We start from the raw sequence: 20177 nt of genomic DNA, 5'->3' as shown, positions 1-20177 counted from the left end.
CAAGGCTTGGCACAAACTTTCCAAAGAACCTCTGTGCAGCGAAGCCCTCGACTATAGCACAGGTTTTGAAGGGCAGCATGAGAAATCTGCAGACGACATGCTTGGCCTTAGTTGAAGCCTCCTCGAAAACCTGAACCATGAGGAGTAGAGAACTTCAATCGACGAAATCTCTAAACGAAGAAAGCCAGATCGTTGCCATTCTCAAGGCGGCTGAGCTGAGTGCAAGGTCGATTTGACACGCAGAAAGCACGGTATCAGTGATGCCGGTCTGCCGCACGTTGAAGAACCAGTTCTCTGGCACAGCTGCGTCACACTTGGCCTAACTGCGCCAGTTGCAGGACGAGAACGCCACGCTCAGGCGCATGTGCGCAGATCTGCCGCCAAGGCACTACGCCTTGAAGGACGTCTTGGCCAAAAGCTCTGACCGTGGAGCGTCGCGAGATGGTCGTTCAAGCCCTCGCGGTCGAGCGTGGCATGGGTGCGCGACGTGCCTCCATAATGCGCCTCCATGGCATTGATTACTCTTCTGGAAGCGCAGCTGGCATTTGGGCATGTGGCCTTGCTCGATCACGTCAATTTCTCACTCGAAATCAATGAACGCGTGGGACTCATAGGCAGGAACGGTGCAGGGAAGTCCTCTATGCTCAGAATCCTGGGTGGTTTGGCCGCCGCCGATGATGGCACCAGGCATGTCCAACAAGGCGCTCGCATCGCATTTGTGGCGCAAGAGCCCATGCTCGATCCGGAGGCGACTGTTTTCCGCGCTGCTGCACAAGGCATCTCCGAGGTGATTGCCCTGCGGGAGCAGTATCTGAGCGGCGCCGAGGGAATCGATCTCGACGCGATCCAGACGCAGATTGAAGCTTACGACGCCTGGAACTGGGAGCAGCGTGTCACCGAAACATTGCAGCGTCTGCACCTGGAGCCGCAGGTTCGTATCGGCGACCTCTCTGGCGGAACCAAGAAACGTGTGGCATTAGCGCAGGCGTTGGTCGCGCGCCCTGATGTCTTGCTGCTTGATGAGCCCACCAACCATCTGGACCTCGACTCCATCGAATGGCTGGAGGATTTGCTGATCGACTTTAAGGGCAGTATTGTCACCATCACGCACGACCGGAGTTTTCTGGACCGCGTAGCTACCCGCATTGTCGAGCTAGATCGTGGCCGCCTGCTCTCGTACCCAGGCAATTTTGCGCAGTACCAGCTGCAAAAACAGGAACAACTCGCGCAAGAGGAAGTCATTGCCGCCAAAGCCGACAAACTCCTTGCCCAAGAAGAGATCTGGATACGCAAAGGCGTGGAAGCACGCCGAACTCGCAGCCAGAGCCGTATTACCCGTCTGGAGGCACTGCGAGCCAACCGCAATGCCCGACGGGAAACCCTGGGCAGCGTCAAGATGGATCTAGCCTCTGGATCACCGAGTGGCAAGATCGTTGCCGAACTAGAGGGCGTCACCAAGGCCTTCGGCGAAAAGACCATTGTCCGGGATTTCAGCACAACCATTCTGCGTGGCGACAAGGTCGGCTTGATAGGCCCCAACGGAGCAGGAAAGACCACTCTGCTCAAACTCATTCTGGGCGAATTGTCAGCTGACGCTGGTCGTATTCGTCAGGGCGCCAACTTGCAAGTAGCGTACTTCGATCAGATGCGCCAAGCCCTCGACCTTGACGCCACCCTGGAAGACTTCATCAGTCCAGGTAGTGAATGGATCGAGATCGGCCAGCAGCGCAAACATGTCCGAAGCTACCTGGGCGACTTCCTCTTTTCTCCAGCACGGGCGCATTCTCCAGTGCGCTCATTGTCAGGCGGAGAACGTAACCGATTGTTCCTTGCACGGCTATTTGCTCGCCCGGCCAACGTCCTGGTTTTGGACGAACCGACCAATGACCTGGATATCGATACGCTGGACTTGCTAGAGGAACTGTTGCAGACCTATGAAGGCACTGTTTTTCTCGTGAGCCATGACCGCACCTTCCTCGACAATGTGGTGACCAGTACTATCGTGCATGAGGGTAATGGGCAGTGGCGTGAGTATGAGGGAGGAGTTCAGGACTGGCTGACCCAATCCCGCCGCAGCAGAGAAATCGCAGCCACAACCAACAGCACGATCTCTCTGTCCTCACCGCCCGCAGACACAGCCAAAGTATCACCCACTCCTGTCGAGCGCCAAACCGCCGCAAAGAGAAAGCTGAGCTACAAAGAGCAACGCGAGCTGGAGCAATTGCCAAGCCTAATCGCCGGTCTGGAGGCCGAACAAAAAACCATCCAACAGGAACTAGCCGACGGATCCATCTACACCAAGGATCCAGCCAAGGCCACGGCGCTCCATGCGCGAGATGGCGAAATTGAAATGGCGCTGATGGAGGCCTTGGAGCGCTGGGCTCTGTTGGCCGACTGAGGGCTTCGCCGCGACAGCAGCGCGGCGTGTCAAATCCTGTGCATGACCCGGTCTGAGCTGCCACGTAGCTTGGCCACGAGCGCCGGAGCGATTTGCGTCAATGGTAGGACCTCATCTGCAGCCCCATGGGCAATGGCTTCGCGCGGCATGCCGAACACGATGCAACTGGCTTCGTCCTGCACGTAGTTATAGCTACCTGCATCTTTCATTTCCCGCATCGCTACAGCGCCATCGTTCCCCATGCCGGTGAGCATGATCCCGTAGGCATTGCGCCCAACCAAGGCAGCCGCTGATTTGAATAGAACCTCCACCGATGGCTTATGGCGATTGACCGGCGGGCCATCATCTACGACCGCCACATAGTTGGCGCCGCTGCGGCTGATATGGAACTGCTTTCCACCCGGAGCGATGTAGGCGTGCCCCGGCAGGATGCGTTCGCCATTGACAGCTTCCTTGACCGTGATCTGGCACAGTCCATTCAGGCGCGCAGCAAAACTGGTGGTGAAGCCCGGGGGCATGTGCTGTGTGATGACGATGGCGGGCGAATCCGCAGGCATGTGGACCAGCACTTCCTTGATGGCTTCGGTGCCGCCCGTCGAGGCGCCGATGCAAATCAGTTTCTCGGTGGACAGCCGGCCCAGCAGCCCTGTCGGCGCTGACAGTGCCGACGCGGTATTCGCCGCTGCAGACGGCTCGCGCTGAACGCGACGCACATGCGCCACCGCAGCCACGCGGATCTTATCGACGATCTGGCCTGCCAGTTCATTGAGTCCACTCGACAATCCCACACGGGGCTTGGCCACGAAGTCCACGGCTCCGAGCTCAAGCGCCTTGAGCGTAACCTCGGCTCCGCGCTCAGTCAGCGTGGAAATCATCAACACTGGCATAGGCCGCAAACGCATGAGCCGCCCCAGAAAATCGATGCCGTCCATTCGGGGCATTTCGACGTCAAGCGTGATGACGTCGGGATTCAGTTCGCGGATCATCTCGCGCGCAATCAGAGGGTCATTGGCGGTGCCAATGCACTCCATGTCGTTCTGCCGGTTGATGATCTCGGCGAGCAAGCTGCGCACGAGCGCAGAATCGTCCACCACGATCACCCGGATTTTCTTTCCCATCTCCAGCCTTCTCAATCAAAACAGATCCACGGAACCGCCAGCCGTCGTTTGCGCCACGGTTGCAGCATTGCCACGCTTCTCCTGCGCCACCAGTTCCTCGGGGTGCGCGTGCGCCAATCTCTTGACCATGGCCTTCCCGGTAACTGGGAAAAAGCATACTTTGCGCGGATAGATGTCCAGCACGTCTTCGGACACCACCGGTATTCGCTCGGTATGCAGGTAGTTCACAACAAATTGCGTATTGCGCTCGCCCACATTCATGGTGGTAAAGCTGTGCATGACCTGGGCACCACCAAAGATCTTGGCCTGCATCGTCTCGCGCCGCGCGCCAAGCTTGAGCATCTCATTGATCAGCAGTTCCATGGCATATGAACCATAGCGCCCGGACACATCGATCGAATCCCCATCGGGCAGCATGAAATGGTTCATGCCCCCCACGCGCATGCGACTATCCCAAAGACATGCGGCGATGCACGAGCCCAGCACCGTCATGATGACCAGATTCTCATTCGAGACGTAATACTCACCCGGCAGGACCTTCACCGCGTTGTACTGGAAATGGTGATCAAAATAGAAAAACGAAGCTTGGCCAGGCCGAGGCGGGCGCGACTTGAGTTCCTCCAGCGAGGATTCGGGCGCCACAACTGCTGGCGCCGAATAAATGTCAGCTGTCAACGGTGCGATACGAGGCGCACGCCGCCGCTCGGAAAATCCTGCCGCACCGAGCAATGCACCACCACCTGGAGGCGCCGCAGAGAAGCCGGGTTTGGATGTAGTCATGGGTTGGTGAGACAAAACAGCCTGCGTGGATCAACGGCGCTCATAGACCGTCTTGCCCCGCAAAGTGAACAGATCCCGGGACTCGCTGAAATTCTCGGCATGGCCCACGAACAGCATCCCGCCCGGCTTGAGCACCCGATGGATGCGCTCGAGCACCTTACGCTGCGTAGGAGCATCGAAGTAGATCATCACGTTGCGGCAAAACACCACATCGAAAGGCTCCCGGAAGGGCCAGTCGTCCCGGATCAGATTCACACTGATGAAATCGATGGCTTTGCCCAGTTCCGGCTTGGCCCGGACCAGACCCGCATTTCCCCCTTTACCGCGGAGAAAGAAGCGCTGCATACGCTCCGGTGTCAATCCCTTGAGGCTGTCGATCCGGTAAACGCCTTGCGCAGCCGTGGCGAGCACCCGTGAATCGATGTCGCTGGCCGTCAGCCGGAAAGGCGCGTTGGCGCCCAATGTCTCGAAGGCCGTCATGACGATCGAATAAGGCTCCTCGCCCGTCGAGGCAGCATTGCACCATACCCGCCAAGGCGTGCCAGCCGGCCTGGAACGCAGATGGGATGCAAAGATCTCAAAGTGGTGCTGCTCCCGAAAAAACGCTGTCAGGTTGGTGGTCAGAGCATTGACGAATTCCTGCCACTCTGTGCCGTCGTGCGTCTCCAGCCAGCCCAGGTAATCATGAAAGCTGGTATGCCCCGTCTCACGCAGGCGACGCGAGAGGCGGCTGTACACCATGGCGTGCTTGCCTTCGTGCAGATTGATGCCAGCCCGCTGATAAATCAGCGCCTGCACCCTGGAAAAATCTGCATCGGTCCAGACGAACTCCCGCCCTTGCGTCAAGGGTCCGTTGGGCGCAGCCCCTGCTATTGCAGCCCGTCCTGCATTGCCGCGGTCGGTGCGCGCAGTCAAATCGGTGTTGGGGTTGCGAAGCATGCGTGATCGTCCTGAAAAAATTCCTGTCGCTTCAATGGCCCCGTATCGACAACGGACCCAGGGTCAACGCGCGGGATACATACCTATGGTGCCGCGCTCGCCATCTCTTGTGGTTCAACCTTCTGCGGCAACCAATCCCATGTCGACACTGGACATCAGTTTCTCAATATCCAACAGGATCAGCATGCGCTCGCCGACTGAACCAAGCCCCAGGATGCAGTCGTTATCGATCACGCTTTCAATGTCCGGGGCTGACTGCACATTGTCGGCAGCCAACTCCATGACATCGCTGACCGAATCCACCACGATGCCAACTACGCGGTTGCGCAGGTTCAGGATGATGACCACCGTAAAAGTGTTGTATTCCGCCTTCGAGCAGTTGAACTTCAGCCGCATATCCACAATAGGGATGATGGTGCCGCGCAGGTTAACCACCCCTTTGATGAATTCAGGCGCGTGGGCGATACGTGTCGGTGGCTCGTAGCCGCGGATCTCCTGTACCTTGAGGATATCGATGCCATATTCCTCTTGATCCAGACGGAAAGTCAGATATTCACGCGTCCCCGAGGACACCGTTTCTGTGGTCTTGCCGATGACACTCATGTGCCCTCTCCTTTCAATGCAATGGCTGGCTTGGCTCTGTGACCTGTCAGCCTAGTGGCGCGCACGACGCACCAGTCCGCCAATATCGAGAATCAGGGCGACCCTGCCATCGCCCAGGATGGTGGCGCCAGAAACATTGGGCACCTTGCGATAGTTGGACTCCAAGTTCTTGACGACCACCTGGTGCTGGCCAAGCAATTCGTCCACCAGCAACGCAACCCGATTGCCCTCGGCCTCCACGACGACCATGATGGTGCTGGACTTGCCCAGATCGAAGCGTGGTACCTGGAAGATCTTTTCCAAAGCAATCACCGGCATGTACTCGTCGCGGACCTTCACCAACTGCGAGCCCTGGGCGACAGTATTCACATCTTCGGAATTGACCTGGAAGGACTCGACCACCGACGACAACGGCAGGATATAGACCTCTTCCCCAACACCGACAGACATACCATCCATGATGGCCAGAGTGAGCGGCAGGCGCACAGACACCTTCGTGCCATAGCCCTCCGAAGAATCCACCTCGACCGTGCCATTGAGCGCGGCAATGTTGCGCTTGACCACATCCATGCCGACCCCACGGCCGGACACATCGGTCACGACTTCTGCAGTCGAGAAACCTGGCGCGAAGATGAGTTGCCATACCTCGGCATCGCTCATCTGATCGGAGACATCCATGCCCCGCTCGCGTGCCTTGTTCAAGATCTTGTCGCGCGAAAGACCCCGACCATCGTCCTTGACCTCGATGACGATCGACCCCCCCTGGTGCGATGCCGACAACGTGATCGTGCCATGCTCGGGCTTGCCCTTGGCCAAACGCTCGGCCGGCAGTTCAATACCATGGTCGCCGCTGTTTCGCACCAGGTGCGTCAACGGATCCGTGATTTTTTCGACCAGCCCCTTGTCCAATTCGGTCGCTTCGCCCAGCGTCACCATTTCAACCTTCTTGCCCAGCTTGTTGGCCAAATCGCGCAGCATGCGCGGGAAACGGCTGAACACGATGGACATCGGGATCATGCGAATCGACATGACCGATTCCTGCAGATCGCGGGTATTGCGATCCAAGTCGGCCAAGCCTGCCAGCAACTGCTGGTGGGCGGCTGAATCCAGGCCCAGGCTGTTCTGTGCCAGCATGGCCTGGGTGATCACCAGTTCGCCAACGAGATTGATCAGCTGATCCACCTTTTTGACATCAACACGGATCGTTGTGGACTCCATCTGCGACTGGCTACCGGCTTTCGCCTCAGCACCAGCCTTGGGAGCAATCCGGGTCACCGCAGAAGCGGGCTCGATTGCCTGGATGGCCGGTACCGCGCTGCCAGCGGGCGCTCCCGGGGCATTGTTGAAGAACCCGTACGCCTCTCCAGGAGGCAGATTGTTCACCGCACTCTCAGCCAATTCAGTATTTTCCGCAGCATCGGCCGCCACCACCGTGCCGGCTGCATCCGTAATCTGCACCTGCTCTTTCGCGACATGGAAGGCAAAAAGGTCCAGCAAATCGCTGTCGGTGGAGGACGTCTCCACCGCAAAGAGCTTGGCCTTGGTATCTTCGCAAGGGAGATCCGCAATGCTGCCCAGCCCGGGAATATCGCGGAACAACTCCTTGATGGCGTCCGCCTGCTCCATCCGTTCCAGGGGACCGATGCGCACATGCAGACTGCGCACCCCAGAGGGCGCCGATGGTGCGCTGGCAGCGGGTGCGGCCGCAGGCGCCACCTTGGTGACTGGCGGCGGAGGCGGAGGACTCTGGGGCTGGGGTGGCGCAACCGGCGCGCTCGGCGCCGGCACCATCCCGGCGGCCAATTCACTGATGCGGCGAACCAAGCTGGCCGTCGAAGGCGGCTCATCCTGCGCTCCTGCCTGGTGACGCGCCAGCAGGCTGCGCGACGTATCGGCCGACTCCAGTAGCACATCCACCATCTGGGGAATCGGCTGCAACTCATGGCGCCGCAGACGATCCAGCAAGGATTCCATCTGATGGGTCAGTTCCGCCACATCGGAAAAGCCAAAGGTGGCTGCGCCGCCCTTGATGGAATGCGCGCAGCGGAAAATGCCATTCAACTCTTCATCGTCGGCCTTCTCCAGGTCCAGATCTAGCAACATGTGCTCCATCTGGTCGAGGTTCTCTCCGGCCTCCTCAAAGAAAATCTGATAGAACTGAGACAGGTCGAAATCCGCACCTGCTCCCGATCCTTCTTGGTAAGACTCAGCCATGGGAGGCTCCTGTGTACTTGCTGTCCCGGATAAAAGCGCTCAACGGATCACCTTCTTGATCACCTCGATGAGCCTGTTCGGATCGAACGGCTTGACAAGCCAACCGGTCGCGCCAGCAGCCCGACCCGCCTGCTTCATCTGATCGCTGGATTCCGTGGTCAGGATCAGGATCGGAATCGTCTTGAACTTGGGGTCTTCCCGCAACTTGCGGGTCAGGCCGATCCCGTCCAGGCGCGGCATGTTCTGATCGGCCAGGACCAGGTCGATTTCATGGCTCTGCGCCTTCTCCAGCGCATCCTGGCCATCCACCGCCTCGACCACGTGGTAACCCGCACCCGACAAGGTGAAGGACACCATTTTCCGCATGGACGGCGAGTCATCAACGGCAAGGATCGATTGCATGTAAAGCTCCAACTGGCTTGAATATATATCGGTTAAATCGGGATTGTGACCGCATCAGAAAAGATCAATGGATCCAGCATCCATCTCACTCTGCGTCACGGGATTGGGTCTATCGGGGGCCATTTCAGCGAAGGGTGCCGCCTCTTCGCCATCCTCCGAGCCCATGGATTCCGCAGCAAGCCGGAACGCACAGCCCTGAAGCACCTTGGTGGTGTGCCAGATCAGCTGCGAAGCCATGTCCTGAAACTGTAATTCGGTCACAGCACTGCGCAGCGCCGCCCGCGCAGCGGCCAATTGCGGCGAATCACCCACCACCGCATCTGTCAGCGTTTCATTGGCCTCACCGAAGCGCTCAAGCAAATTGTCAGTGGCATGGTTCAGCAAGCCCTCCAGGCGGTGCAGATCATGCATGACGACCAGCAGCGAATCCTGCAACTCGGCAGCGACCATGACGGGCAAGCGAACTTCAGGACCACCAGATCTTGTTAGCATTGATTCCATCGCTTCTCCCTTGCCGCATGACGACAAGATACACGAAACCCCTCGATCACCGAACTTTCAGAAACAAAACTTCCTCGCACATTTTTGGCGCGCCAAGCCATTCGATCCCGAATCGCGGAATGGACCAACAGGACAAATCCCCTTGTTTGTTCCAATTTGTATCCTATGATAGCCCCTCCCATGGCTTCCACCACCACCGGCATGCAACTGCGCATTCTTCACCTGGAAGATTCGCCCGCAGACCACGAGCTGGCAGCCATCACTTTGCGACGGGCAAAAGTCTCGCACTCCATCCAGCGCGTCGACACCCTGGAGGATTTTCGACAGCTCACGCAACTCCAGGTATTCGACGTCATCCTTGCTGATTACCGGCTGCCTGGCTTCACGGCGCTGGATGCCTGGGCCGTGATTCGTGGAGAGCCGCGACAACCCCCTTTCATCCTCCTGTCGGGCGCCATCGGCGAAGCCGCGGCCGTGGATGCCATTCGCCTGGGAATATCGGACTACGTGCTGAAAGACGACATGGCTCGCCTTCCCCATGTCATTGCGCGCGCATGCGAGGTCCATGAGGCCAGGCTAGCGCGCGAGCACGCCGCACAAGAGTTGGCCGCATCGCAAAAACGCCTGGCCGAATTGACCGAGCACCTGCAAAGCTCCATCGAGCAAGAACGCGCCGCCATCGCGCGCGAAATCCATGACGACATCGGCGGCGCACTGACGGCTATCCGTTTTGATCTAGCCTGGATTGGCCGCCACACTCAGCAGCAAGACCTGCTCGACCATGTGCACGCTGCCACAGCCATGTTGCAACATGCTATCGGCGCTAGCCAGCGGATCATGATGAACCTGCGCCCCCCTATTCTGGACCAGGGGCTGGTTGCCGCAGTGCAATGGTTGGCCGACAGTTTCGAGCGGCGCAGCAGCGTCCCCACGCGGGTGCAATCGAGCGCCGCGACCATCGACCTACCCGCGGCCGTCCAGCTCGTCGCCTATCGAACAGCCCAGGAAGCCCTGACCAACATCTCCAAGTATGCCGAACCCTCAGCCGTCCATATCGACCTGTCCGACACCGAGGGGGTCTTCACCCTGGAGGTGACCGACAATGGACGCGGCATTGATCCGGCCGCGCTGAAGAAGCCCAAGGCATTTGGCCTCAACGGGCTGCGCGAGCGGGCCCGCACCGTGGATGGCTGGCTCGACATCAGCAGCATGCCCGGCAAAGGCACCTCGGTCATCCTATCGGTGCCACTGATGGCCAACGAAGAAAATGGAGACATTCAATGATTCGAGTGGTGCTCTGCGATGACCACGCTGTCGTGCGTCGGGGTATTCGCGATACATTGACCGAGGCACCCGACATCGAAGTGACCGGAGAAGCCGGTAGCTATCCCGATCTGCGCGATGTCCTGCGCACAGCTCCCTGCGATGTGCTGCTGCTCGATTTGAACATGCCGGGCCGCAATGGCCTGGAAGTCTTAGCCAGTTTGCGCGAGACGGATTCCGCCATCAAAGTCCTGGTGGTATCGATGAACCCCGAGGACCAGTACGCCGTGCGCTGCCTGCGCGCGGGTGCGCAGGGCTATGCCAGCAAGGCGGCAGACCCGGTGGCATTGATTGAAGCCGTGCGCACCCTGGCCCAGGGGCGAAAGTACCTCACTGCCGAAGTGGCGCAGATGCTTGCCGAAAGCGTATCCCAGCCCGAACACGAAGCACCCCACACCACACTGTCCGAACGCGAGTTGCAAACCCTGCTCAAGATTGCCTCAGGCAAGAAGCTGTCAGAGATCGCCGAAGAACTGATGCTCAGCCCCAAGACTGTCAGCGTCTACCGCGCCCGTGTGCTCGAAAAACTCAAATTGAGCAACAACGCCGAACTCACGGTCTACGCCATCCGCAACCAACTGGTGTAGGCCCCGGTAGTCAGCGCTGGGCGGCAAACAGGTCAATCGCCTGCTGAAACAACGTCAGCACCGGCTGCTCCATCATCGGCAAGGTGGCGGCGATGCCCAAAAGCCCCACCGTCAAAGTAACCGGAAACCCGACGGCATAGATATTCATCTGTGGCGCCACCCGGGAAATGATGCCAAGCGTCAGGTTGACGAAGAGCAAGAGCGCGATCATGGGCAAGGCAATCCACAATGCGCTGGAAAACAACGCGGCTCCCATTTCGTGTAAGCGCATCTGACCCAGCGCCTGCATGAAATGGCCATCCACGGGAAAGCTATCAAAGCTCTTGACCACGGCCATCAGCACCATCAGATGCCCGTTGATCACCACGAACAGAAGCATGGAAAGATTGCCGAAGAACCGTGCCACAGCACTCATCTGGGCGTTGCTTGTCGGATCGAAGAACGAGGCGAAATTCAGACCCATCTGCAGACCGATAACTTCACCCGCCAATTCGACGGCTGCAAACACCAACCGCACGGCAAACCCGATGGACAGCCCCACCACGACCTGCTGCGCCACGGCCCCGAGTGCTTCGCGCCCATTGACGGAAATCACGGGCTGCTCACCCAGCACTGCCTGAGCGCACAGAGCAACAAAGAAGGCGAGGCCGATCTTGGCTCGCATCGGAATAGCGCGCATAGAAAACAACGGTGCCACGGAAAACACCGCCAAGATGCGCAGAAAAGGCCACAGGATGGGTGACAGCCACGCCATCAACTGCGCTTCGGAAAACGTGACCATGCAGAACCGCCGGCTAGCCGATCACGGAAGGAATGGATTCGATGGTACGCCGGATGTAGTCCACCAAGGTGCTGATCATCCAGGGCCCAGCCACCGCGAACACCACCATCGCTGCGATCAGCTTGGGCACGAATGCCAGCGTGGCCTCGTGGATTTGCGTCACGGCCTGGAAGATACTCACAACCAGACCCACGGCCATGACCACTCCCAGCACAGGCATGGCGATCATCAGCAGCAAGGTCAGCGCATCGCTTCCAATGGTAAGCACCATTTGTGCAGTCATGCCGGCTCCCTCATGTCACAAAGCTCGCCGCCAACGAACCAATCAACAGGTTCCATCCGTCGGCCAACACGAACAACATCAATTTGAAAGGCAGCGCCACCAGCACCGGGGAAAGCATCATCATGCCAAGCGACATCAGGATGCTGGAAACCACCATGTCGATCACCAGGAACGGGATGAAAATCATGAACCCGATCTGGAATGCCGACTTGAGCTCGCTGGTCACGAACGCCGGCACCAACACGCGCAGGGGTGCCGTCTCGGCTGTGGCCGAGGCATCGAGCCGCGCCAGGCGCGCGAACAAGGCAAAGTCGGACTGGCGCGTCTGCTTGAGCATGAACTGGCGCATGGGCGCCTCACCCCGTTCGAGCGCCTGCTCGAAGCTGATGGCGTTCTTTGTGTAGGGCAGGTACGCATCCTGGTACACGCGGTCAAGCGTCGGTCCCATGACAAACATGGTCAGGAACAGCGACAGGCCGATGATCACCTGGTTGGGCGGCGCAGACTGCGTACCGATGGCCTGCCGCAGCAAGGACAGAACAATGACGATGCGCGTGAAGCCGGTCATCATCAGCAGCACCGCAGGCAGAAAAGACAATGCCGTGAAAAACAGCAGCGTCTGGATTGGCACGGAATAGCTTGCCCCGCCACTGCCGGACCCGACCAGCAACGGCAACGAGCCGCCGGATTGCGCCATGGCCGGGACATGCAGAGCCATGACGGCCAGCAACACCCCGCAACGCCTCGCCTGCCGAAGCCAGTGCCCCAGGGACATCCAGACACCAGATTCACGGCGCATCGGCGGCTCCCTCTGCGGCGGCCACGGCCTGCGCTGCCCGCTCCCGCTGCATCGCTCCCGCAAAGCCCGCCGAAGCCACCAATGGCGTTGCGACCTGCGGACCCAGAACATGCAGGCAATTGATCTGCTGTGCCGTGACGCCAAGCACCAGCGTCGTGCGCGCATGCTCGGGCCCCACCTCCACGGTCACCACGCGCTGGTGGGGGCCCACGGCCACGGCCGAAAGAACGCGCGACGCCGCGCCAGGGGAGGCAATGCCTGCCGCCTGCCGCTGCTGGATGCGGCGAACCAACCAGGGCAGCGCAGCCATGCCGGCCACGAACAGCACCACCACGAGCAACGTCTGGGACATGCCTGCACTATCCACGGCTGACCCGGCGCAAACGCTCCGAGGGCGTGACCACATCGGTCAGTCGGATGCCGAATTTGTCATTCACCACCACCACCTCGCCTTGCGCAATAAGGTAGCCATTGACCAGCACGTCCATGGGCTCACCCGCCAAGGCGTCGAGCTCCACCACCGACCCCTGGGCCAACTGCAAAATGTATTTGATCGGTACCTTGGTACGCCCCAACTCCACGGACAGCTGAACCGGGATGTCGAGCACCATGTTGATGTCATGCAGTGGCGCATCGGAGCCTCCCGCCGAGAACGGCCTGGCCGGCTCGCCGGTCAGGGGCCCGCCTTGCTCACTGCTCGCATGTTTTTCGTCCGAATGCTTTTGCTCTTCCAGGGCCTCGGCCCAGCCGGCAAACGGATCATCTGCTGCATCACCACTCTTGTTGTCTTCAGCCGACATCTTTTTCTCCCATCCAGTGCATGTCTGCGTTACGCAGGCATTCTTCAATACGGATCGCGTACTTCGAGTTGTGGGTCCCGTATTGGCATTCAAAAATCGGCACACCGCCGATAGAGGCCCGAATCCGCGGCTCCCGATCCAGCTCGATGAAATCGCCAGGCTTCATGGCCAGCAGTTGCTCCACCGTGGCGTCGGCGCGTGCCAGCTCCGCCACCAGCGTGACTTCGGCCGCCTGGATCTCGCGCGTCAGGACACGCACCCAACGCCGATCCACTTCGATCGAATCCCCCTGGGTGGAGGAATAGAGCACGTCGCGGATCGGCTCCAGCGTGGCATAGGGCATGCAGATATGGATAGCCCCGGCCAAATCGCCGATCTCCAGCTGGAAGGCCGTGGACACCACGATTTCGCTCGGAGTGGCGATATTGGCAAACTGCGGCTGCATCTCCGAGCGCTGGTAATCCAGCTCCAGGGGATAGATACCGTGCCAGGCTTTCTTGTATTCGGTGCAGATGACATCCACCAGGCGCTGGATGACACGCTGCTCGGTCGGGGAGAAATCCCGCCCCTCGATCCGGGTCTGGAATTTACCGACACCGCCGAACAGGGTGTCGATGATGCCGAACACCAGCGACGGCTCGCACACGATCAGCCCGCTGCCGCGCAATGGCCGGATCGCCACGATGTTGAAATTGGTGGGTACCGCCAGTTCACGCAGGAATGCGCTGTAGCGCTGCACCGCCACCGTGCCCACCGAAATTTCAGGGCTGCGGCGGATGAAATTGAACAGACCGATGCGGAAATTGCGCGCGAATCGCTCATTGACGATCTCCATCGTCGGCATGCGGCCACGGACGATGCGCTCCTGGCTGGAGATGTCGTAATTGCGCACCTCCCCTTTTTCGAGGACCTCCTCTTCCGTCTTCTGGCTCTCGCCGGTCACCCCCTCCAGAAGGGCATCGACTTCTTCCTGGGATAAGAACGATTCACTCATTGCACGGCCCTCGCGCGGCTTACTGAATGATGAAACCGGAAAAAAGCACCCGCCGGACCGGATTGGCACCCTTGCGGCTGCGGGGCTGCGGCTCATCGCCATCCGCGGCCTTTTGGCTCTTGGCAGCCGGCACGTCAAAGCCCAGGGGGCGCGACACCTCGCGCAGGATGTCGTCCGCCAGCTTTTCCTTGCCTTCGCGCGTGAGCAATTCGTCCGACGTGCGCTGCGATGCCAGCATCAGCACTCCATTGCGAATGCTCGGCATGTGCTGCTTGACCAGGTCTGCGGTCTTGGTATCGGCCAGCTCCAAGGTAATGCCGATCTGCGCAAACCGTTCCCCGCCATTGTCCGCAAGGTTCACCACCATCATGTCCATTGGCAGGAACGTGGGAGCGGCTGCGGGTTCGGCCGCCTTGGCGGGCACCGCCTCGCCATCCTCGTCGACTGCGTTGCGCTTGGACAGGAACCATGCAGCCCCGCCCCCCACCACGACCAACAGCAGCACAACCACGGCACCGATGATGATGAGCTTCTTGCTCTTGGCAGGCTTTTTCGCAGACTCAGCTGCAGGTGCATTGGATGACACGTTGAATTTTCCTAGCGGCAGGTACGGTTGACACTGGCGCCCTGCGCCAGTTGCTGGTTCGTATGCATGGCCCATTATTGAGCATGCACGGAACCATAATAGCCAGAATAAAAGCGCAAAACCACGGCATTCCACCTGCCGGCCTGCCCGGCAAGCCCTCCGTCCGCAGCCTGCGCGCGCCTCAGATGAAGAGATCGACCGCACGATCGCTCAGGACATCCACGCCGCTGCTGCGCTGCTGTGCGCCGGCCACGGCAGGTACCGTCACCTGCGCATTGCGCGGCACCTCGCGCTGGCCCTGCTGAGCGCCACCCTCGCGAGACTGAGCGCTGGAGTCTCCCACGGAGACCCCCGAAAGCACCAGGCCCTCCTGGTGCAGCAGGTCGCGCAATTGCGAAACACTGGCATCCAGCAGGTCACGGGTCTGCGCCTGATCGCTGCGGAACGCCACATGGGCCTCATTGCCCGTCAGAGACACGCTCACCTCCACCGGCTTGCCATCGTGCTTCACGGTCAGCTCTGCGTTCTGGATATTCTGGTGAACCCAGAAAGCCACCTGCTCAGCCACAGCATCTTCGGTTGGTGCCATGGAGGGATCGGCGAACATGTCGGAGCCATCCACCTGCCCGGCACCTTGTGGTTCATGGCTTTCCCCCACCTGCCCCCAGACACCCGGCTCGCGCGCACCGGACTCACCCCCTTGCGCCAAACCACGCCCGCCGGGCATGGTTTCCGCCACGCCTGGTACCTGGGGCACCAAGGCCGCCAACTCTGGCGCCAAGGGTGAAGAAGCCTCACGGGAAGCCACCATGGCATCGCGCCTTTCGCCCCCCATCTGGGGCTGGATGGCCGCCCCTTGCGGAAGCTGCACGGCGCCTTGGGCCTTGGCCCCTGCCGCGCCCACGGCCGGCGTACCCGCCGCGCCGGCCAGGTCAGCGCCAAAGGCCAAGCCTGGGTTCTTGCGTCGACCCGCTCCCGCTGGCGGTGCCAGAGTAGAGCCCGAGACGCCAGCCACATCGGCCGAATCCGTCCGCGCCTCTGTGGTCGCATCCATCAACGCCGTCTGCGCGACCAATCCATCCTGGGGCAGCAATCCGATGCCCAGCATGCCGTCGGCCAGCGCCTCGGCGCCACCGCGCACCGATCCCAGGCCAGCGGACCTGGCCGCGATTTCCGCCGTGGTCTGCGCCATGGCATCAGGCAACTGCCAGGGAAGGAACCCTCCTTGCAACGCAGCCAATGCGGCAGCATCGGCTGTCGCCGGATCGTCCACGAGAGCCTCCGACCCCACCGCATCGGTCGGAGATTCCAGCGGCGGTTGCAAGCCCCCATCGCCCAACGCCGCAAGCAGGGACAAGAAATCTCCCGATCCCGCTGCCTGCGCGCCCTGATCCGCCCCTTGGGCCGACGATTTTCCCCGCACTGCATGGGTGGCTTGACTCCCTTGGTGCGAGCTGCTGATGCGTGCTTGTTCCATGCTGTCTCTCCCGGCTCCTAGGAACCATTGAATGTCTTGCGATACTGCAGGGCAGCACGCTCATCGGTTTGTTTCTGTTCGCGCCGCGTCTGGGCCAGCAGGGCATCCCGCTGGCGCTTTTCGACCAGCTTCTTGAGGCTGGCCAAGCGCAATTCGGCTTCTAGCAAGGCTTTCTCCGCCGCGCCCACACGTTCGACGTGCGAGCCCACCACGCCCGTCTGCAATCCCATGGCATGCTCCAGGCGGTGCATGAACTGGTAGTGGTGGTACATCACTTCCGGCTGCACAGCGGCATCGGGCCGCATGCCCCAGCGGTTCTGTGTTTCCTGGGCATAGCCGGAAAGCTGATCCAGCTGGTCCTGCGCGGCCTGGCGCGCATTGCGCGCATCCTGCAGCAGCCGACGGGCTTCATCCCGGTGGCGCAATGCCATTTCCAAGGCCACGGACAGTGCATTCGGCGCGGGCATGGTGCTGGTGCTCCCGTGCTCAGTTCAGGAGGGCTGCCATGGCATGGCAGCTCTCATCCATCGACGCCGCCTCGAACATGCCCTGCTGCAGAAAGCCGGCCATGGCGGGCTGCAGACGGATGGCCTCGTCCAGCAAGGGATCGGAGCCGCTCATGTAGGCCCCCACCTGCACCAGATCCCGGCTCTTCTGGTAGCGCGAATAGACGGCGCGGAACTGCCGCGCCAGCTCGAAATGCTCGCGCGAAACCACGTTGTGCATCACCCGCGATGCCGACTGCTCAATGTCGATGGCTGGGAAATGGCCGGTTTCGGCCAGCGCCCGTGACAGCACGATGTGCCCATCCAGGATGGCGCGCGCCGCGTCGGCGATCGGGTCCTGCTGGTCGTCACCTTCCGACAGCACCGTATAGAACGCCGTGATCGAACCCACCCCATGCAGGCCATTGCCGCTGCGCTCCACCAGCTGCGGCAGCTTGGCGAAGCACGACGGCGGGTAGCCCTTGGTGGCGGGCGGCTCGCCAATGGCCAGCGCGATCTCGCGCTGCGCCATGGCGTAGCGGGTCAGTGAATCCATGAGCAGCAGCACATGCTTGCCCTTGTCGCGGAAATGTTCGGCCACCGCCGTCGCATAGGCGGCTCCCTGCATGCGCAGCAGCGGCGGCGCATCGGCGGGCGCGGCCACCACCACGGCGCGACCCCGGTCCTGGGCTCCCAGGATGTCCTCGACGAACTCCTTCACCTCACGGCCCCGCTCGCCGATCAAACCCACCACGATCACATCGGCCCGGGTGTAGCGCGCCATCATGCCCAGCAGCACGCTCTTGCCCACGCCCGAACCGGCGAACAGGCCCAGCCGCTGGCCCCGCCCCACCGTGAGCAGGGCATTGATGGCGCGCACGCCGGTATCGAGCGACTCGCGCACCGGGTCCCGGTCCATGGCGTTGATCAGCCGGCGGTCCATGGGCTCGGCCACCACATCCTGCAGCGGACCGCCGTGGTCCAGCGGAATGCCCTGTGCATCGACCACGCGCCCCAGCAGGCCATCCCCCATGGGCACGCGCAGCGCCCCCACGCGCTGGACAGGCCGCGCTGGCTCGGTATCGTCCAATTGCGGCACGGGGATGTAGGGCGCGGCAGGCACCACGCTGGCGCCACTGGACAGGCCATGGATGTCCCCGGCCGGCATCAGGAACGCACGGTCGGCGGAAAAACCCACGACCTCCGCCAGCACCGGCGCATGGCCGGGCTGCTGGACCATGCACTGCGAGCCCACCGGCACGCGGATGCCCACGGCTTCGAGCACCAAACCCGTCAGGCGCGTGAGGGTGCCACGGGTCTCCAGCGGATGGTTGCCCGAGACGCGGCCCAGCGCATCCTCCAGGAAGCCCTTCCAGGGGGCGGCCTTGTCAGGCTCCATCGCCATGTTCATTCTCCTGCCAGGCCGAGGCCAGGCCCAACGGCGCGATGGCGCGCTCCCAGCGCTTTTCCAGGCTGCCATCGACCACGGTCCCCGCCTGCTCCACCAGGCAACCGCCAGGCGGCACCGTCGCATCGGCCACCCATTGCAGCGAAGCCGCAGCCACCTCCTGCTGCAGCGCCGCGCCCACCAGGGCATGGTCTTCGGGGTTGAGCCGCACCGTGGCGGGACGCCCATCGGTGACCAGCATGCCCAGCGCCTCCTGCACCACCGGCTTGAGCGCATGGGGATTGGAGCGCAACTCCTGGCGCACGACCTGGCGTGCGATCTCGCAGGCCAGCTCCAGCACGCCCTGCGCCATGTTCTGCTGCAAATCCCCCAGGCTGGCGTTCAGGGTCCGCACCAGCGCATCAAGGCGCTGTGCGGCTTCCTGGCCCTGCCCGGCAACATAGTCGTCCATGCGCTGCTGCCACTCCAACGTGGCCTGGGCATGGCCTTGCGCTTCGCCCTGGGCAAACGCCTCCTCGCGGGCCTGCTGCAGTTCCGCCTGGCGCGCGGCCTCCGCCATCTCCAGCGCAGCCGGATCTTCCTCCACCGGCTCTTCGACCACGGCATCGGAGCCGTCCACGGCGCCGAACTGCCATTGCGTCACATCGCCCACTTCCTCGCTCGGGATAAAGCGGGCATAGAGGCGGCTCTTAGACGTAGGCGTCGTCACTGCCGCCTCCGATCACGATCTGGCCCTCATCCGACAGGCGCCGCACCGTCTTGAGGATTTCCTTCTGCTGCGCTTCCACCTCGGACAGGCGCATGGGGCCGCGCGATTCGAGGTCTTCGCGCAGCGCCTCGGCGGCACGGGAAGACATATTGGCGAGAAACTTCTCGCGCAGCTCCGGCATGGCGCCCTTGAGCGCGACGATAAGCGTCTCGGACGCGATTTCCTTGAGCACGGTCTGGATGGCGCGGTCGTCGAGCTTGATGACGTCGTCGAACACGAACATCTTGTCCATGATCTTCTGCGCCAGGTCGGGGTCGTGGCTGCGGATCGATTCCAGCACCACCGTATCGACATTGGAGCCGAGCAGGTTGATGATCTCGGCGGCCGTCTTGACGCCGCCCAGGGAAGTCTTGCGAATCTTGTCGCCCCCCGCCAGCACCTTGAAAAGCACCTCGTTGAGGTCTTTCAGCGCCGTGGGCTGGATGCCCTCCAGCGTGGCCACGCGCAGCAACACCTCGCTGCGCTGGCGGTCGGTGAACTGCATCAGCACGGCGGCGGATTGCTCATGATCCAGGTGCACAAGGATGGCGGCCACGATCTGCGGGTGCTCGTTGCGCAGCAGTTCCGCCACGGAGAGCGGGTCCATCCACTTCAGGCTCTCGATGCCCGAGACGTCGCCGCCCTGCAGGATGCGGTCGATCAGCAGGCCCGCCTTGTCATCCCCAAGCGCCCGCTTGAGCACGGCGCGCACATAGTTACCGGTATCCGACACCAGCAGGCTCTGCGCGGCCGCGGCGTTCGAGAACTTGGTGACGACCTCGTCCACCTTCTCGCGCGAGACACTGCGCATGTGCGCAATGGTCTCGCCCAGCTTCTGCACCTCCTTGGGCGACAGATGCTTGAACACCTCCGCGGCTTCTTCCTCGCCGAGAGACATCAGGAAAACCGCGGCGTCGTTGAGGCCTTGTTCGTCCATGGTGCTGCTTGCCG

At 61.3% G+C, this 20177-nt stretch carries 22 protein-coding genes; 3 read left to right on the top strand and 19 right to left on the bottom strand.

The window, feature by feature from the left end; genetic code table 11:
* Nucleotides 1–508: 508 nt before the first annotated feature.
* On the top strand, nucleotides 509–2398 hold the full coding sequence (locus tag D8S75_RS16615; protein WP_119967491.1) for an ATP-binding cassette domain-containing protein: 1890 nt from the start codon (nucleotides 509–511) through the stop codon (nucleotides 2396–2398).
* A 29-nt stretch (nucleotides 2399–2427) separates the two neighbouring features.
* On the opposite strand, the gene D8S75_RS16610 is transcribed toward D8S75_RS16615, so the two are convergent.
* The 7 genes from D8S75_RS16610 to D8S75_RS16580 all read right to left on the bottom strand — a co-directional run bounded on the left by D8S75_RS16610 (nucleotide 2428) and on the right by D8S75_RS16580 (nucleotide 8955).
* A complete protein-coding gene (locus tag D8S75_RS16610) occupies nucleotides 2428–3516 on the bottom strand; it encodes a protein-glutamate methylesterase/protein-glutamine glutaminase (protein WP_119967490.1) in 1089 nt (362 codons plus the stop codon).
* Nucleotides 3517–3531: 15 nt separating this feature from the next.
* On the bottom strand, nucleotides 3532–4296 hold the full coding sequence (gene cheD, locus D8S75_RS16605; protein ID WP_119967489.1) for a chemoreceptor glutamine deamidase CheD: 765 nt from the start codon (nucleotides 4294–4296) through the stop codon (nucleotides 3532–3534).
* A 30-nt stretch (nucleotides 4297–4326) separates the two neighbouring features.
* Nucleotides 4327–5235: a CheR family methyltransferase gene (locus D8S75_RS16600; RefSeq protein ID WP_119967488.1), complete on the bottom strand. Its 909-nt coding sequence runs from the start codon at nucleotides 5233–5235 to the stop codon at nucleotides 4327–4329.
* A 114-nt stretch (nucleotides 5236–5349) separates the two neighbouring features.
* A complete protein-coding gene (locus D8S75_RS16595; protein ID WP_119967487.1) occupies nucleotides 5350–5838 on the bottom strand; it encodes a chemotaxis protein CheW in 489 nt (162 codons plus the stop codon).
* Nucleotides 5839–5889: 51 nt separating this feature from the next.
* On the bottom strand, nucleotides 5890–8052 hold the full coding sequence (locus D8S75_RS16590; RefSeq protein ID WP_119967486.1) for a chemotaxis protein CheW: 2163 nt from the start codon (nucleotides 8050–8052) through the stop codon (nucleotides 5890–5892).
* Nucleotides 8053–8091: 39 nt separating this feature from the next.
* Complete coding sequence (locus D8S75_RS16585; RefSeq protein WP_119967494.1) at nucleotides 8092–8454, bottom strand: response regulator; 363 nt, start codon at nucleotides 8452–8454, stop codon at nucleotides 8092–8094.
* 54 nt (nucleotides 8455–8508) lie between these two features.
* A complete protein-coding gene (locus tag D8S75_RS16580; protein WP_119967485.1) occupies nucleotides 8509–8955 on the bottom strand; it encodes a hypothetical protein in 447 nt (148 codons plus the stop codon).
* 180 nt (nucleotides 8956–9135) lie between these two features.
* Here D8S75_RS16580 and D8S75_RS16575 point away from each other — a divergent pair, with 180 nt between their 5' ends.
* Both D8S75_RS16575 and D8S75_RS16570 read left to right on the top strand, forming a co-directional pair.
* Nucleotides 9136–10239, top strand: coding sequence for a hybrid sensor histidine kinase/response regulator (locus tag D8S75_RS16575; RefSeq protein ID WP_198673232.1), 1104 nt, complete (start codon nucleotides 9136–9138; stop codon nucleotides 10237–10239).
* Complete coding sequence (locus tag D8S75_RS16570) at nucleotides 10236–10865, top strand: response regulator (RefSeq protein ID WP_119967483.1); 630 nt, start codon at nucleotides 10236–10238, stop codon at nucleotides 10863–10865. Before D8S75_RS16575 ends, D8S75_RS16570 begins: the two co-directional genes overlap by 4 nt.
* A 10-nt stretch (nucleotides 10866–10875) precedes the next feature.
* On the opposite strand, the gene fliR is transcribed toward D8S75_RS16570, so the two are convergent.
* The 12 genes from fliR to fliG all read right to left on the bottom strand — a co-directional run bounded on the left by fliR (nucleotide 10876) and on the right by fliG (nucleotide 20163).
* A complete protein-coding gene (fliR, locus tag D8S75_RS16565; protein ID WP_119967482.1) occupies nucleotides 10876–11646 on the bottom strand; it encodes a flagellar biosynthetic protein FliR in 771 nt (256 codons plus the stop codon).
* Nucleotides 11647–11659: 13 nt separating this feature from the next.
* On the bottom strand, nucleotides 11660–11929 hold the full coding sequence (gene fliQ / locus D8S75_RS16560; protein WP_119967481.1) for a flagellar biosynthesis protein FliQ: 270 nt from the start codon (nucleotides 11927–11929) through the stop codon (nucleotides 11660–11662).
* A gap of 10 nt (nucleotides 11930–11939) precedes the next feature.
* Entirely contained in the window at nucleotides 11940–12647 is a 708-nt protein-coding gene (gene fliP / locus D8S75_RS16555; RefSeq protein ID WP_119967493.1) for a flagellar type III secretion system pore protein FliP, read from the bottom strand.
* A gap of 70 nt (nucleotides 12648–12717) precedes the next feature.
* Entirely contained in the window at nucleotides 12718–13080 is a 363-nt protein-coding gene (locus D8S75_RS16550) for a FliO/MopB family protein (RefSeq protein WP_119967480.1), read from the bottom strand.
* A 7-nt stretch (nucleotides 13081–13087) separates the two neighbouring features.
* Nucleotides 13088–13528, bottom strand: a complete 441-nt coding sequence (gene fliN / locus D8S75_RS16545) for a flagellar motor switch protein FliN (protein WP_119967479.1) — start codon at nucleotides 13526–13528, stop codon at nucleotides 13088–13090.
* Entirely contained in the window at nucleotides 13518–14522 is a 1005-nt protein-coding gene (fliM, locus tag D8S75_RS16540) for a flagellar motor switch protein FliM (RefSeq protein WP_119967478.1), read from the bottom strand. Before fliM ends, fliN begins: the two co-directional genes overlap by 11 nt.
* A 19-nt stretch (nucleotides 14523–14541) precedes the next feature.
* Nucleotides 14542–15108, bottom strand: coding sequence for a flagellar basal body-associated FliL family protein (locus D8S75_RS16535; protein WP_198673231.1), 567 nt, complete (start codon nucleotides 15106–15108; stop codon nucleotides 14542–14544).
* Between the two features lie 181 nt (nucleotides 15109–15289).
* Nucleotides 15290–16585: a flagellar hook-length control protein FliK gene (locus D8S75_RS17790; protein ID WP_232829087.1), complete on the bottom strand. Its 1296-nt coding sequence runs from the start codon at nucleotides 16583–16585 to the stop codon at nucleotides 15290–15292.
* Nucleotides 16586–16602: 17 nt separating this feature from the next.
* A complete protein-coding gene (gene fliJ / locus D8S75_RS16525; protein WP_119967476.1) occupies nucleotides 16603–17052 on the bottom strand; it encodes a flagellar export protein FliJ in 450 nt (149 codons plus the stop codon).
* A 19-nt stretch (nucleotides 17053–17071) separates the two neighbouring features.
* Nucleotides 17072–18475, bottom strand: coding sequence for a flagellar protein export ATPase FliI (gene fliI, locus D8S75_RS16520; RefSeq protein WP_119967475.1), 1404 nt, complete (start codon nucleotides 18473–18475; stop codon nucleotides 17072–17074).
* Nucleotides 18459–19187 (bottom strand): FliH/SctL family protein, encoded by a 729-nt coding sequence (locus tag D8S75_RS16515; RefSeq protein WP_119967474.1) that lies wholly within the window; start codon nucleotides 19185–19187, stop codon nucleotides 18459–18461. The genes fliI and D8S75_RS16515 overlap by 17 nt, the downstream gene beginning before the upstream one ends.
* The gene (gene fliG, locus D8S75_RS16510; RefSeq protein WP_119967473.1) at nucleotides 19168–20163 is read right to left on the bottom strand and encodes a flagellar motor switch protein FliG; all 996 of its coding nucleotides are present in this window, start codon (nucleotides 20161–20163) and stop codon (nucleotides 19168–19170) included. The genes D8S75_RS16515 and fliG overlap by 20 nt, the downstream gene beginning before the upstream one ends.
* Nucleotides 20164–20177 lie beyond the last annotated feature (14 nt).

Origin of the sequence: Simplicispira lacusdiani (assembly GCF_003604195.1) — a bacterium.
GTDB classification, from domain to species: Bacteria; Pseudomonadota; Gammaproteobacteria; order Burkholderiales; family Burkholderiaceae_C; genus Simplicispira; species Simplicispira lacusdiani.
This window is presented reverse-complemented; position numbering and strand designations above follow the sequence as displayed.